Raw genomic sequence first — 13,856 nt, forward strand, 5'->3', positions numbered from 1 at the left:
CCTGGTCTCGCCGGCCGGCGCCGGCGTCTCGTCTCGACCGTAGCGCGCGAGTCTGGCCCCGGTCCTCAACAAATTGAACGACCACGGGCGTACGGACGTGGTGACCGGCACCCGCGCACGGGGGCGTGCGGGTGCGGTCACCGCCCGGGCACGGTTCGATGAGGGCATGCAGCAGATCACCGACGAGCCCCCCGTCTGGGCGACGCCCGTCGACGAGGTGCTCGCGCGCCTGGACACCTCTCGCGACGGACTGACCGGCGAGCAGGCACGCCAACGGCTCGCCGAGGTCGGCCCCAACCGGCTTCCGCCGCCCGAGCCGACCCCGTGGTGGAAGCGGGTGCTGGCTCAGTTCCAGGACACGCTGATCTACATCTTGCTGGCCTCCGCGGCGGCGATGGCCGTTCTCGGCGACTGGCTGGACTTCACGGTGATCCTCGCGGTGGCGGTCATCAACGCCGTGATCGGCCTGATCCAGGAGGGTCGTGCGGAGAAGGCGCTCGCGGGGATCCGTTCCATGCTCAGCGTGCAGGCCGACGTCCGCCGTGACGGCGGCTGGGAGCGGCTGGACGCCGACGAGCTCGTCCCCGGCGACGTCGTACGCCTGCGCGGCGGTGACAAGGTGCCGGCGGACCTGCGCCTGGTCGCGGCGTCCAACCTGCAGGCCGAGGAGTCGGCCCTGACGGGGGAGTCGGTGCCGTCGAGCAAGGACGCGGAGGTCGTCGCGTCGGAGGCGGGCGTCGGCGACCGATCGGACATGGTCTTCTCCGGCACGCTCATCACGCAGGGCAGCGCCCGGGGCGTGGTCACGGCGACCGGTCAGGGCACCGAGGTCGGGAAGATCCAGACCCTCGTCGACGAGGTCGAGCCGCTCGAGACGCCGTTGAGCCGCCAGCTCGACGCCTTCGGCAAGGCGCTCGCGCTCCTGATCGCCGTGCTGGCGGTCGTGATGGTCGTGGTCGGGCGCGTCGTCCACGACTTCGAGGGCGCCGAGCTGGTCGCGGCGACGATCGGGTTCGCGGTCGCCGCGGTGCCCGAGGGTCTGCCGGCGCTGGTGACGATCATCTTGGCGCTCGGCGTCCAGCAGATGGCGCGCGAGCGAGCCATCACCCGGAAGCTGCCCGCGGTCGAGGCACTGGGCTCGGTGACGACGATCTGCTCGGACAAGACCGGCACTCTCACCAAGAACGAGATGACGGCACGCACCGTGGTGACGCGGGCGGCGTCGTACGAGGTGACCGGCATCGGCTACGCCCCCGAGGGGGAGGTCCGGCGCGAGGACCGGGCCCTGACGGTCGCCGACCGCGACGACCTGGCCGCGCTCGTGACCGTGATGGCGCGCTGCAACGACGCGGTCGTACGGCGCGGCGAGGACGATCAGTGGGTGCTCGTCGGCGTCCCGACCGACGGCGCCCTGCGGACGCTCGGCCTCAAGGGTGGGTTCGACGCGCAGGGGTGGGACCGGCTCGACGTGCTGCCGTTCGACTCGCAGACGAAGTACATGGCGACTCTCGACAGCGATCCCGACGGTGTGGTGATGCTGCTCGTGAAGGGCGCGCCCGACCGTGTCCTCGACCGCTGCGCACGGCAGCGCTCGGCCGACGGCGGCACCGAAGCCCTCGACCGCCCCTGGTGGGAGCAGCACATCGACGCCCTCGGCGCCCAGGGCCTGAGGGTGCTGGCCGCAGCCGTCGGACCGCCGCCGGCTGAGGACCGGGTGACGGACGCCGACGTGAGCGAGGGGCTGGAGATCGTCGGGCTCGTCGGCATCGTGGACCCGCCGCGCCCGGAGGCTGTCGACGCCATCGCGCAGTGCCGCCGCGCAGGGATCCGCGTCAAGATGATCACCGGCGACCACGCCGGCACCGCGCTCGCGATCGGCAAGGAGATGGGCATCGTCCGCGGCGATGGCATCGGGGTCCTCACCGGGGCCGAGCTCGAGGAGATGAGCACCGAGCAGCTCCGTGCGGTCGTCCGCGACGTCGACGTCTACGCGAGGACCAGCCCGGAGCACAAGATCCGCATCGTCTCGGCGCTCCAGCACCACCGGGAGGTGGTCGCGATGACCGGGGACGGTGTGAACGACGCGCCGGCGCTCACGCAGGCCGACGTCGGCGTCGCCATGGGGATCAAGGGCACGGAGGCGACCAAGGAGGCGGCCGACGTCGTGCTCGCGGACGACAACTTCGCGACGATCGAGCGAGCGGTCGAGGAGGGCCGGCGGATCTACGACAACGTCCGCAAGTCGGTGCTCTTCCTGCTCCCCACCAACGGCGCGCAGGCGCTCGTGATGCTGGTCGCCGTGGTGTTCGGGATGACACTGCCCCTGGAGCCCGTGCAGGTGCTCTGGATCAACATGGTCACCGCCATCACTCTCTCCCTCGCCCTCGCGTACGAGCAGGCGGAGCCGGGGATCATGGACCGCGCGCCGCGCGACCCGAGGTCGTCGGTCGTCGATCTCGCGTACGGGTGGCGGATCATCGTCGTCTCCGTCCTCATCGGTGGTGCGACCCTGCTGGTGTTCACCACGACGTACGACTCGGGCCTGAGCCTCGAGGAGGCGCGCACCGCGACCGTGACGATGCTCGCGCTCGGCCAGCTCGCGTACCTGTTCAACAGCCGCTACCTCGACCGCTCGAGCCTCACTCTCGCGGTGCTCCGTGGCAACAAGGTCGTCTGGATCGCGTCGGCGGCGATGGTGCTGTCGCAGATCGGGTTCGTCTACCTGCCCTTCATGAACACGTGGTTCGGCTCGGCGCCCGTCGGGCTGGACATCTGGGGATACACCGCGGCACTCGCGGTCGCGGTCTTCCTGCTGGTCGAGGTGGGCAAGGCGGTGGACCGGCGGCGTGGGACGCATGGTGAGATCAGGGCATGACTCCGACGTACGACGACGCCGTCGCGCTGGACCGCGCAGATCCGCTCGCCCCCTTCCGGTCCGAGTTCCTCATGACGGACGACCCGGTCGCGTATCTCGACGGCAACTCGCTCGGACGGCCGCCGTTGCGCACCCTCGAGCGGGTCGAGCAGACCCTGCGCCACGCCTGGGGGGAGCGGCTGATCCGCAGCTGGGAGGAGGGGTGGCTCGACCTGCCGGAGCAGGTCGGTGACCGACTCGCCACGGCGTGCCTCGGTGCTGCCGCGGGGCAGACCGTCGTCGCGGAGTCGACGTCGGTGAACATCTTCAAGCTGCTGCACGCCGGCTGCAGCCTGCGCCCGGACCGGGACGAGATCGTCGCGACCGACAGCGACTTCCCGACCGATCGCTACCTCGTGGACTCCGTCGCTGCTGCGCGCGGGCTGACGGTGCGCTGGGTGAGGCCCGACCTCGTCGAGGGCGTCACCGAGGCCGCGCTGCGCGAGGTCCTGTCGGAGCGTACGGCGCTGGTGCTGCTGAGCCACGTCGACTACCGCTCGGGCGCGATGCTCGACGTCGGAGCGGTCACGGCGCTCGTCCACGAGTTCGACGCGCTCGCCGCCTGGGACCTGTGCCACTCCGCAGGCGTCGTCCCGCTGGCGCTCGACGCCGACGACGTGGACCTCGCCGTCGGCTGCACGTACAAGTACCTCAACGCCGGCCCTGGCGCCCCCGCGTTCCTGTACGTCGCCGAGCGGCACCTCGGGTCCGTACGGCAGCCGATCACCGGATGGTGGAGCAGCGCGGACCGGTTCGCGATGGGCCCGACGTACGAGCCAGACCCGTCGATCCGAGCGATGCTGTCGGGGACCGCGTACGTTCCGGGCATCGTCGCCGTGGACGCGTCCGTGTCGCTGGTGGCGGAGGCCGGCATCGAGGCGATCCGCGCGAAGGCGGTTGCTCTGACCGACCTGTGCGTCGAGCTGGTCGACGCCTGGCTCGCGCCGTACGGGTTCGTCGTCGCGTCCCCGCGCGACTCGGCACGCCGTGGCGGCCACGTCACGATCCAGGGCCCGCGAGCACGGGAGGTCGCCGACGCGATGTACGAGGCGCAGGTGATCCCCGACTTCCGCAACCCCGACATGATCCGGCTCGGGTTGTCGCCGCTCACCACCTCGTACGCCGAGCTGTGGCGGGCCCTCGACGTCACGCGGCGGATCGTCGACGCGATCTGACCGTGACCTCGATGGCGTAGGCTCGAGTCACCGGCTCGACGTGCCCCCCGCAGCGCGCCGCCGGTCGACGGAGAGCTGGTGTCCGATGAGCGACCACCCCGACCCTGCCCCCACGACGACGGGGCGCACGCGACGTCCCACCCGTGATCTCAGCACGATGGGGCAGAGCGACGTGCGGCCCGAGCGCCCGCGCATCATCGCCTGGTGCCCGGGGGCGGGCACGCCCAGTGCCCCGATCCTCGCCGCGCTGCGGGCCGAGGGGTTCGACGTCTGGATCGGCTCGCGACGAGAGCCGGCCGGCAACTTCGAGGTCTCGTTCCTGGCCGCGGACGCGGAGCGGGTGCGCGCGATCATCGCCGCCGTCGACCCCGCAGCGACGCCGTTGACGGTCGGCCGCTGAGTCACCGTGGCGGCGGGTGACCCGCTGCACGGCCCCGTCGCGACGCCCACCGAGCAGACGAGAGCCCCCGCCTCCCGGAGGAGACGAGGGCTCTCGCGGATGCGTCCGTGACGGACGCGGATGTCAGAGCGGCCGGATGTTGGCGGCCTGCAGGCCCTTGGGGCCCTGCTCGACGTCGAACTCGACCTTCTGGTTCTCCTCGAGCGAACGGAAGCCGGTGGCCGCGATCGCGCTGAAGTGCGCGAACACGTCCTCGCCGCCGCCGTCGGGTGCGATGAAGCCGAATCCCTTGTCGGCGTTGAACCACTTCACGGTGCCAGTAGCCATGTCTGTCTCCCTCAGGTTGTGCGCACGCGACTTTCGCGAGCGACTGGTGTCGCGAGCACATCAACCTGGGAAAGCACCAGGACGCTCGAAAACGAGCTGCCTGATCGATTCTGCGGCTTGAGGCCGTGCAACTGATTCGACCGTACCACCCGCCGCCCGCCCGCACGCGTCGCCGATCCGGGTGTCGGAGAGCTGCGAGGTGCCTAGCCGCGGGCGCTGGCCGCCGGGTGCAGACGGACCAGACGAGCGGTGCTGCTCTCGTCCAGCTCGGCCAGGGCGTCGCGGGACTTGATGAAGTCCGAGAACGACTTGTACCCGAGCGACTTCTCGTTGAACGACGGGTCCATCCGCTTGATCTGGCTCTTGACCGCCGAGCTGTGCAGCCACTCGGCGTCGTCCTTCTCGTGGCCCAGCCGCAGTGCGCGCTCGAGCAGGCGGGTGGCGACGTCCTGCGGGTCCTCGGGCTCGGGCTCGGGGGGCTCGTGCCCGGGCTCGGCGAAGACGGGGATCGTGGCCTTGGCGCGGCGGGTCGACTGCTTCGCCGGGGCGGGAGCGTCGTCGGGGTCGGCGGTGGCGTCGTCGTCCGGCACCGGCTCGGCGGCCTTCGCCGCGCGCTTCCGGGTGGTCTTCGCAGGCTTGTCCGCGGCCTTCTCCGCCAGCGGCGGTGGCGGCTCGACGCCGGGGAGCGCGTCGTAGGTGACCATCTCGTCGCACGCCGCAGCCAGGCTCTTGCTCGTCGATCCGGCGACGCCGACGCCGACGACGTACCGTCCGAGCCGCTTGCAGCGCTGCGCCAACGCGATGTAGTCGGAGTCGCCGGCGACGATCACCACGTGGGTCAGGTCCGGGAGGCGGAACATGTCCTCGACCGCGTCCACGGCCAGGCGGATGTCGGCGCCGTTCTTGCCGTACGCCGCCGCGGGGAACAGCTGGACGAGGTCGACGGCCCGGCTGACGAGCTGCCCGCGGTAGTCGGCGTTGACCGGCGCCGACCAGTCGGCGTACGCGCGGGTGAGCACGAGGGTGCCGAACGAGGAGGCGAAGTCGATGACGGCGCCGACGTCGACGGTGGCTCGCGCGACCTTGTCGGCGTACTCGGGGTCGGCGGCGCGGTCGGCCGTCTCGAACGCGCGAGACTTGTCGCGCTGGAACGAGTGTCGGCCGTTCACCTGGTCGTACCGCGAGATCACGATGTTGTCGAAGTCGATGTAGACGGCGACGCGGGTGTCACCTGGCTCTGCCATGCATGCTCTTTCCGATCGGGGAGGTGTGCGCTCCTGCCAGTCTGCCGGACCGGGCGCGAGCGTGGGTGGGATGATCGGGCGCATGAGCGAGTTGAAGGTCGGCGTGCTGGGTGCCCGGGGGCGCATGGGTTCGGAGTCGGTGCGGGCGATCGAGGCCGCCGAAGGGTTGTCCCTGGTGGCCGCGCTCGACGCGGACGACGCGCTCGAGGGGCTGGTCGACGCGGGCGCGGAGGTCGTCGTCGACTTCACCAACCCCGCTGCCGTGATGGACAACCTGCGCTTCTGCGTCACGCACGGGATCCACGCCGTCGTCGGGACGTCGGGGTTCGACGACGCCCGGATCGACGAGGTCCGCACGATCGCGGCGGAGTCACCCGAGGTCGGGGTGCTGATCGTCCCCAACTTCTCGATCGGGGCGGTGCTGATGATGCGGTTCGCGCAGATCGCTGCGCCGTACTTCGAGTCCGTCGAGATCGTCGAGCTCCACCACCCGGGCAAGGTCGACGCGCCGTCCGGCACGGCGACCCGTACGGCGGAGCTGATCGCCGAGGCGCGGCGGGAGGCGGGCACGGGGCCGAGCCCCGACGCCACCACGTCGGACCCGCTGGGCGCGCGCGGCGCGGTGTTGGATGGCGTCCACGTCCACGCCGTACGGTCGCGGGGTCTCGTCGCGCACCAGGAGGTGCTGTTCGGCGACGTCGGCGAGACGCTCACCATCCGGCACGACTCGGTGCACCGGGAGTCGTTCATGCCGGGTGTCGTCGCCGGGGTGCGCGGTGTCGGCAGCCGCCCGGGCGTGACGGTCGGCCTCGACGCCGTGCTCGGCCTCGCGTAGCAGCGCCGTACGCCTGCCCGCGCCCGCGCCGTACGCGCCGCCCGTCCCTGACACCGCCCGCCCCTGACGCCCCGGCGGTCCCTGACGCCCCGGCGGTCCCTGACGCCCCGGCGGTGAGTGTGGTCCCAGGCGGCGGTGCTCGGGTGGGACCAGGCTCACCGCGTGCGGGGTGGTGCGGGTGGTTCGAGTGCGGAGGTGAGTGTGGTCCCAGGCGGCGGTGCCTGGGTGGGATCAGGCTCACCGCGTGCGGGGTGGTGCGGGTGGTTCGAGTGCGGAGGTGAGTGTGGTCCCAGGCGGCGGTGCTCGGGTGGGACCAGGCTCACCGCGTGCGGGGTGGTGCGGGTGGGTGCGGCGCGCAGGGTGGTGCAGGGCGTGCGCGTCAGAGGAGGCGGACCAGGGCTGCGGCGAGCGCTGCGGCCCCCACCACCACGAGGAACGGCGCACGTGCGACCAGCAGCACGACGGCCACCCCGACTCCGACCACGCGGGCGTCGACGGCGAGCGCCTGGCCCGTCGCGAACACCTGTACGGCGACCAGCGCGCCCAGCAGGCCGACCGGGATCAGAGCGGCGATCCGCACGGTCAGCGGGTGCTCGAGCACCCGGTCGGGAACCGACAACCCGGCCAGCTTCAGCCCGTAGCAGGCGATCGAGGCACCGATCACGCCCCACCAGATCACGACTCGGTCTCCTTGTCGCCTGCACCGCTCGGGTCGGGCGGGTCGTCAGGGTGGTGTCCGTGCCCGTGGTGGTGCGGCTCGGCAGGGTGCTCGAGCGAGTCGGTGATCTCCGCCTCCGACTCTCGTCGCGTCAGCCAGAGCCCGACCACGACCGCGACCGCACCACCGATGATGATCGGCGCACCCGCCGGGGTGAGCGGGACGGCGCCGATCGCGACCAGCGCACCGATCGCCGCGACGACGCGCTGCGGCCAGGCCGTCAGCCGGGGCCACAGCAGTGCGAGGAAAGCGGCGCCGACGGCGGCGTCCAGTCCGTACGTCCGGGGGTCGCCGAGGGCGTTGCCGGCGAGCGCGCCGACGAACGTCATGAGGTTCCAGAGGACGAAGATCGACGTGCCGGTCACGTAGAAGCCGATGCGGGCGTGCCGGTCGGACTCCCGCGCCACCCCCATCGCGGTCGACTCGTCGATGACCAGGTGGGCCGCGAGGAGGCGACGCCATCCGTGCACGCGCAGGCGGGGCGCCATGCCGAGCCCGTAGAACATGTTGCGGCTGCCCAGCAGGAACGCGGTCACACCGCCGGTCAGCGGGTTGCCGCCGGACGCGACGACGCCCGCGAACGCGAACTGCGACGCCCCGCTGAACATCAGCAGGGACAGCACGCAGGTCTGCGCCACCGTCAGCCCGGACGCCGTCCCGATCGCGCCGAACGAGATGCCGTACGCGCCAGTGGCGAGGCCGACCCCCAGCGAGTCGACCACGATGCTGCGATCGGTCGGCTCGGTCACCTCAGGCGACATGCTTGGCGTGCCAGTCGAGGAGCGGGGTCAGCGCACGCCAGTCGGCGGCGACACGCGTCGCGAGCGTGGGCGTGCTCATCCAGTCCGGAGTGCCGTACCACCGCATGAGGGTGAGCGTGTTGTGACGGAGAAGGTCGATCCGCGGGTGGTCCGCGGACCAGCCCCGTGGCTGCGTCTTGACGGTGTCGCCGCCGACCTCGAAGCCGCCGCGCTCGGCGCCGTCCAGGATCCGCTGGAGCGCCGCGCCCTTCCGTGCGTCGTCGACCGCCTGGCGGAACCGGTGCTTGCGCTCGGGGCTCGCCTCGTACCAGCCGGCTCCGACACGGATGCCGGACGCGTCGATCTGGACGTAGTAGCCGGTCGACGGCGCAGTGCCGACGAACGCGCCCTGGTGGGTCTTGTACGGCGTCTTGTCGGCGGCGAACCGGACGTCACGGTACGGACGGAACACCTTCGCGGCGCCGAACTCGTCTGCGAGCGCGTCGGTGAGCGCCAGCATCGGGCGGCGTACGAGGGCCTCGTAGTCGTCCTTGTGCGCCGTCCAGTACGACTTGGAGTTGTCGTCCTCGAGGTCCTCGTAGAAGTCGGCCGCGGCCACCGTGAAGCCGATCGGCCCGTGGCCCGGGCTGGGATGAGCCTCAGCCATCGTCACCCACCAGCGTCGTGTGCAGCCGCACCTGCTTCAGCCGCACGGAGCCGTCGCCGACGGGGTCGACCTCGCGGTGAGCGCCATCCGCCTCCCAGCCCGTGCTGGCGACGAAGGCCCGCAGAGCGTCGTCGCGGGCGTCGAGCCACATGGTGGCCCGCGTGAACCGGTCGGCCCGAAGGGTGTCGGCGGCGGCCTGCAGCAGCCGCGAGCCGTGCCCCGTACGGCGGTGCTGCGGCGCCACGGTCAGCTCGCTGATCTCGCCGTCGACGATCGGGTCGGCGTCGTCGTCGGGGGAGGGGGAGGTGACCGCGAAGCCCCGGACCGTGCTGTGCTCCAGCGCCACCAGCACGCGGTTGCGGGCGTCGCCGGGCTTGTCGAGCGACGCGACCCACTTCGCGGCGAAGAGCTCGGGAACGATCTGCGCGAGGATCTCGGGCGGGAGGACGTCGGCGTAGCGGGCTCGCCAGGCGGCGGCCTGGAGGTCGGCGATGGCGTCGGCGTCGGCGCTCCACGCGACCCGGACGCTGGTGTCGGCAGTGGTCACGTCCTCGATTCTGTCAGGTGGGTGTCGTAGCGTTGCCACGTGCGCGCCTACCTCGACCTCGTCCAGCGGATCCTCGACGACGGCGTCCGCAAGGACGACCGCACCGGCACCGGCACGCTGAGCGTGTTCGGCCACCAGATGCGGTTCGACCTGCGCGAGGGCTTCCCGCTTGTCACCACCAAGAAGGTCCACGTGCGCTCCGTCGTGGCGGAGCTCCTCTGGTTCATCGCCGGCAGCACCAACACCGCCTACCTCAAGGAGCACGGCGTCTCGATCTGGGACGAGTGGGCCGACGAGCAGGGCGAGCTGGGGCCGATCTACGGCTACCAGTGGCGCTCGTGGCCGACTCCCGACGGTCGGCACGTCGACCAGCTCCAGGGCGTCGTCGACGCGATCATCGGCGACCCCGACTCCCGGCGCCACATCGTGAGCGCCTGGAACGTCTCCGACATCCCAGACATGGCGCTCGCGCCGTGCCACACGATGTTCCAGTTCTACGTCGCCCCTGGGGTCGACGGCGGGCCCGGGCGCCTGTCGTGCCAGCTCTACCAGCGCTCTGGAGACGTCTTCCTGGGGGTGCCGTTCAACATCGCCTCGTACGCCCTGCTGACGCACATGGTCGCCCAGGTGACGGGCCTCGAGGTCGGCGACTTCGTGCACACCCTCGGTGACGCCCACCTCTACACGAACCACCTCGACCAGGCCCGCGAGCAGCTCGCTCGTACGCCGCGGCCACTCCCGCAGCTCGAGCTCGACCCGGGGGTGACCTCGATCGACGGCTTCACGCTCGACTCGGTCAAGATCACCGGGTACGACCCGCATCCCGCGATCAAGGCACCGATCGCGATCTGATGCCCGACGACCTCGAGCCCGGCCGTGGTGCCCCCCGCACGACCGGCGGCCACCGCGCACGCATCACCCTCGTGGCCGCAGTCGGCTCCAACGGCGTGATCGGCCGCGACGGCGACCTCCCGTGGCCGCCCACGGGTGATCTCGCGCAGTTCAAGGCCCTGACGACGGGTCACGTCCTCGTCATGGGACGCACGACGTACGACTCGATCGGGCGGCCGCTGCCGCACCGCATCTCGGTCGTGGTGACCCGGCGGACGGGCTGGCAGGGACCTGACGAGGTCGTGGTCAGTCACGACGTCGACGGTGCGCTCGACCTCGCGTCGGAGCTCGATCCCGAGGTCTTCGTGATCGGCGGTGCGCAGATCTACGCCCAGACGCTGACGCGTGCCGACCGGCTCGTGCTGACCCACGTGGACCTTGCGCCCGAGGGGGACGTGTGGTTCCCCGAGGTCGACTGGAGCCAGTGGCGCGAGGTCGATGCCGTGCCCTACGACGGCTACCGCATCGCGACGTACGACCGCATCCGTTCCCGCGACTGAGCGGTGTGAAGGCCGGGATCGCGATGTGATCCAGATCACATGAGACATTCGTGTGAGGGGTGTAACACCCGGCGGACGACGAACGATGTAACCCGTGTCCCGGTCCTGTCCGGGCCCCCGAACGGACAGGACCGGGATCTTCCATGTCCGGCTCCGGGCGCTGCGCCACCCGTGTGTGGCGGCCGAACCCCCGCGGCACGCAAGCGGTAGCGTGGACTCCATGACCTCACCGCTCGCAACACCGGCGGCGCCGTTCGGCCGGGTGCTGACCGCCATGGTGACGCCCTTCACGACCGACGGCGACCTCGATCTCGACGCCGCGGCGAAGCTGGCGACCCACCTTGTCGACGAAGGCTCCGACGGCATCGTCGTCAGCGGTACGACGGGCGAGTCACCGACCACCAACCCCGACGAGGACGGGCGGCTCCTCGCCGCGGTGCTCGAGGCCGTCGGTGGACGCGCCTCGGTGGTGGCGGGCGTCGGCAACAACGACACGCAGGCCTCCGCACGTCTGGCGCGGCAGGCTGCGGCCGAGGGCGCGCACGGGATGCTCCTGGTCTCGCCGTACTACAACAAGCCCCCGCAGGCGGGCCTCGTCCGCCACTTCACGACCGTCGCCGACGCGGGCGGTGGCGTGCCGGTCATGCTGTACGACATCCCTGGCCGAGCAGTGGTCCGGATCGCCCCCGAGACGTACGAGACGATCGCCCAGCACGAGGCGGTCGTCGCCGTGAAGGACGCCGTCGGCGACCTCGCCTCCGGCTCACGCCTCATGCGGGAGACCGGTCTGGCGTGGTACTCGGGCGACGACCCGCTCAACCTCGCCTGGCTCGCGTACGGCGCCGCCGGCGTCGTCTCGGTCGTCAGCCACGTCGCGGCCGCGCAGTACGCGTCGATGGTGCAGGCCGTCGACGAGGGCCGCATCCGCGACGCCCGGGCGATCAACGACGAGCTCCTCGACGTCGTCGGCGCGATCATGTCGCCGACCTCGCAAGGAGCCATCATGGCGAAGGCAGCGATGCAGCTGCTCGGCATCATCGACAACCGAACCACGCGATCCCCGTACGTGGACGCGACCGACGAGCAGGTGGCCGGACTGGCACGCGTGCTGCGTGACGCCGCCCTGCTGAAGGACTGATACATGAGCCATCCGCACCCCGAGCTCGGCGCACCCCCGGAGCTTCCCACCGACGGACTCCGCGTCATCGCCCTCGGCGGCCTCGGCGAGATCGGTCGCAACATGACCGTCTTCGAGCACGCCGGCAAGCTCCTCATCGTGGACTGCGGTGTCCTCTTCCCCGAGGACCACCAGCCCGGTGTCGACCTGATCCTCCCCGACTTCGCGCCGATCCGGGACCGGCTCGACGACATCGTCGCGATCGTGCTGACGCACGGTCACGAGGATCACATCGGCGGCGTCCCGTACCTCCTCCGCGAGCGTGGCAACATCCCGCTCGTCGGGTCCAAGCTGACGCTCGCGCTGGTCGACTCCAAGCTGCGCGAGCACCGGCTGAAGGACGTCCCCAAGTACGTCGTCGCCGAGGACGAGACCCTCGCGCTCGCGCCGTTCGACCTCGAGTTCGTGGCGGTCAACCACTCGATCCCCGATGCGCTCGCCGTGGCGATCCGCACCGAGGCCGGCCTGGTGATCCACACCGGCGACTTCAAGATGGACCAGCTGCCCCTCGACGGCCGGATCACCGACCTGCGAGCGTTCGCGCGGCTCGGCGAGGAGGGTGTGGACCTGTTCCTCACCGACTCGACCAACGCCGACGTCCCGGGCTTCACGACCACCGAGCGGGAGATCGCGCCGGTGCTGGACCGCGTGTTCGCGCAGAGCCAGAAGCGGATCATCACCGCCTGCTTCGCCTCGCACATGCACCGTGTGCAGCAGATCATCGACGCGGCGGTGAAGCACGGTCGCAAGGTCGCCTACATCGGGCGCTCGATGGTCCGCAACATGCAGATCGCCCGCGAGCTCGGCTACCTGCACGTGCCGGACGGTGTGGTTGTCGACGGCCGCAAGATCTCCGAGTACCGTCCCGAGGAGCTCGTGCTCGTCTCGACCGGGTCTCAGGGCGAGCCGATGGCCGCGCTGTCGCGGATCGCCGCGAACTCGCACGACTCCGTCCGCATCGAGCCCGGCGACACCGTCGTGCTGGCGAGCTCGCTGATCCCGGGCAACGAGAACGCCGTCTACCGCGTGATCGACGGACTGACGCGCCTCGGCGCCAACGTCGTCCACAAGGGCAACGCGCTCGTGCACGTGTCCGGTCACGCGTCTGCCGGCGAGCTGCTGTACTGCTACAACATCGTGAAGCCGAGCAACGTCATGCCCGTGCACGGCGAGACCCGGCACCTGCACGCCAACGCCAAGCTCGCCCGCGCCACGGGCGTCGAGGCTGATCGCGTCGTCATCGCCGAGGACGGGTTCGTCGTGGACCTGGTCGACGGTCGCGCGCGTGTCACCGGCAAGGTCGACTGCGGCTACGTGTACGTCGACGGCTCGTCGGTCGGCGACATCACGGAGTCGGAGCTCAAGGACCGCCGGATCCTCGGCGACGAGGGCTTCATCTCGGTCATCGTCGTCATCGACTCGCAGACCGGCAAGCTGGTCAGCGGGCCCGAGATCCAGGCCCGCGGCTTCGCCGAGGACGACTCGGTGTTCGGTGAGATCAAGCCGCAGATCGAGCAGGCGCTCGCGAACGCGGTCGGCGACGGCACGTACGACACGCACCAGCTGCAGCAGGTCATCCGCCGTACGGTCGGTCGCTGGGTATCCGGCGCGCACCGCCGGCGCCCGATGATCGTGCCCGTCGTCCTGGAGGCGTAGCCGCTCCGGTGGTCGAGCAGGGCGAGCCCTGCTCGACCAGCCGGGCCTCACCCGGGCCTCACACG

General features: G+C 71.2%; 14 protein-coding genes. 8 read left to right on the forward strand and 6 right to left on the reverse strand.

Features of this window, described 5'->3' with window-relative positions:
- Positions 1–166: 166 nt before the first annotated feature.
- From GH747_RS16785 to GH747_RS16795, 3 genes are all read left to right on the forward strand, one after another.
- A complete protein-coding gene (locus GH747_RS16785; RefSeq protein WP_149770766.1) occupies positions 167–2,875 on the forward strand; it encodes a cation-translocating P-type ATPase in 2,709 nt (902 codons plus the stop codon).
- Positions 2,872–4,089 carry a kynureninase gene (gene kynU, locus GH747_RS16790; protein WP_149770767.1) on the forward strand — a complete coding sequence of 406 codons (1,218 nt, stop codon included), beginning with the start codon at positions 2,872–2,874 and terminating at the stop codon, positions 4,087–4,089. Before GH747_RS16785 ends, kynU begins: the two co-directional genes overlap by 4 nt.
- 85 nt (positions 4,090–4,174) lie before the next feature.
- On the forward strand, positions 4,175–4,489 hold the full coding sequence (locus GH747_RS16795; RefSeq protein ID WP_149770768.1) for a hypothetical protein: 315 nt from the start codon (positions 4,175–4,177) through the stop codon (positions 4,487–4,489).
- A 123-nt stretch (positions 4,490–4,612) separates the two neighbouring features.
- Here GH747_RS16795 and GH747_RS16800 read toward each other — a convergent pair whose 3' ends face one another.
- A complete protein-coding gene (locus tag GH747_RS16800; protein ID WP_149770769.1) occupies positions 4,613–4,816 on the reverse strand; it encodes a cold-shock protein in 204 nt (67 codons plus the stop codon).
- Positions 4,817–5,019: 203 nt separating this feature from the next.
- The gene (locus GH747_RS16805; protein WP_149770770.1) at positions 5,020–6,060 is read right to left on the reverse strand and encodes an NYN domain-containing protein; all 1,041 of its coding nucleotides are present in this window, start codon (positions 6,058–6,060) and stop codon (positions 5,020–5,022) included.
- An 82-nt stretch (positions 6,061–6,142) separates the two neighbouring features.
- Here GH747_RS16805 and dapB point away from each other — a divergent pair, with 82 nt between their 5' ends.
- Positions 6,143–6,895 (forward strand): 4-hydroxy-tetrahydrodipicolinate reductase, encoded by a 753-nt coding sequence (gene dapB, locus GH747_RS16810; protein ID WP_149770771.1) that lies wholly within the window; start codon positions 6,143–6,145, stop codon positions 6,893–6,895.
- A 379-nt stretch (positions 6,896–7,274) separates the two neighbouring features.
- On the opposite strand, the gene GH747_RS16815 is transcribed toward dapB, so the two are convergent.
- Genes GH747_RS16815 through GH747_RS16830 form a run of 4 tightly spaced genes read right to left on the reverse strand, consistent with a single transcriptional unit; the run spans position 7,275 to position 9,567 of the window.
- Positions 7,275–7,574 (reverse strand): AzlD domain-containing protein, encoded by a 300-nt coding sequence (locus tag GH747_RS16815; RefSeq protein WP_149770772.1) that lies wholly within the window; start codon positions 7,572–7,574, stop codon positions 7,275–7,277.
- Positions 7,571–8,362: an AzlC family ABC transporter permease gene (locus tag GH747_RS16820; RefSeq protein WP_228552961.1), complete on the reverse strand. Its 792-nt coding sequence runs from the start codon at positions 8,360–8,362 to the stop codon at positions 7,571–7,573. The genes GH747_RS16815 and GH747_RS16820 overlap by 4 nt, the downstream gene beginning before the upstream one ends.
- A gap of 1 nt (position 8,363) precedes the next feature.
- On the reverse strand, positions 8,364–9,020 hold the full coding sequence (locus GH747_RS16825; RefSeq protein ID WP_149770774.1) for a DUF2461 domain-containing protein: 657 nt from the start codon (positions 9,018–9,020) through the stop codon (positions 8,364–8,366).
- Positions 9,013–9,567, reverse strand: a complete 555-nt coding sequence (locus GH747_RS16830; protein WP_149770775.1) for a GNAT family N-acetyltransferase — start codon at positions 9,565–9,567, stop codon at positions 9,013–9,015. Before GH747_RS16830 ends, GH747_RS16825 begins: the two co-directional genes overlap by 8 nt.
- 39 nt (positions 9,568–9,606) lie before the next feature.
- Between GH747_RS16830 and GH747_RS16835 the strand changes: the two genes are divergently transcribed.
- The 4 genes from GH747_RS16835 (at position 9,607) to GH747_RS16850 (ending at position 13,791) form a co-directional block, all read left to right on the forward strand.
- A complete protein-coding gene (locus tag GH747_RS16835; protein WP_149770776.1) occupies positions 9,607–10,419 on the forward strand; it encodes a thymidylate synthase in 813 nt (270 codons plus the stop codon).
- Complete coding sequence (locus tag GH747_RS16840) at positions 10,419–10,958, forward strand: dihydrofolate reductase (RefSeq protein ID WP_149770777.1); 540 nt, start codon at positions 10,419–10,421, stop codon at positions 10,956–10,958. Before GH747_RS16835 ends, GH747_RS16840 begins: the two co-directional genes overlap by 1 nt.
- A gap of 220 nt (positions 10,959–11,178) precedes the next feature.
- A complete protein-coding gene (dapA, locus tag GH747_RS16845) occupies positions 11,179–12,096 on the forward strand; it encodes a 4-hydroxy-tetrahydrodipicolinate synthase (protein WP_149770778.1) in 918 nt (305 codons plus the stop codon).
- Positions 12,097–12,099: 3 nt separating this feature from the next.
- Positions 12,100–13,791 (forward strand): ribonuclease J, encoded by a 1,692-nt coding sequence (locus GH747_RS16850; RefSeq protein WP_149770779.1) that lies wholly within the window; start codon positions 12,100–12,102, stop codon positions 13,789–13,791.
- Positions 13,792–13,856 lie beyond the last annotated feature (65 nt).

The organism is Mumia xiangluensis (assembly GCF_010994095.1).
Lineage (GTDB): Bacteria > Actinomycetota > Actinomycetes > Propionibacteriales > Nocardioidaceae > Mumia > Mumia xiangluensis.

Bases quoted from the DNA above. Each gene is read 5' to 3' on its own strand.
- GH747_RS16785 (WP_149770766.1), top strand. From the start codon at position 167: ATGCAGCAGATCACCGACGAGCCCCCCGTCTGGGCGACGCCCGTCGAC.
- kynU (WP_149770767.1), top strand. From the start codon at position 2,872: ATGACTCCGACGTACGACGACGCCGTCGCGCTGGACCGCGCAGATCCG.
- GH747_RS16795 (WP_149770768.1), top strand. From the start codon at position 4,175: ATGAGCGACCACCCCGACCCTGCCCCCACGACGACGGGGCGCACGCGA.
- GH747_RS16800 (WP_149770769.1), bottom strand. From the start codon at position 4,816: ATGGCTACTGGCACCGTGAAGTGGTTCAACGCCGACAAGGGATTCGGC.
- GH747_RS16805 (WP_149770770.1), bottom strand. From the start codon at position 6,060: ATGGCAGAGCCAGGTGACACCCGCGTCGCCGTCTACATCGACTTCGAC.
- dapB (WP_149770771.1), top strand. From the start codon at position 6,143: ATGAGCGAGTTGAAGGTCGGCGTGCTGGGTGCCCGGGGGCGCATGGGT.
- GH747_RS16825 (WP_149770774.1), bottom strand. From the start codon at position 9,020: ATGGCTGAGGCTCATCCCAGCCCGGGCCACGGGCCGATCGGCTTCACG.
- GH747_RS16840 (WP_149770777.1), top strand. From the start codon at position 10,419: ATGCCCGACGACCTCGAGCCCGGCCGTGGTGCCCCCCGCACGACCGGC.
- dapA (WP_149770778.1), top strand. From the start codon at position 11,179: ATGACCTCACCGCTCGCAACACCGGCGGCGCCGTTCGGCCGGGTGCTG.
- GH747_RS16850 (WP_149770779.1), top strand. From the start codon at position 12,100: ATGAGCCATCCGCACCCCGAGCTCGGCGCACCCCCGGAGCTTCCCACC.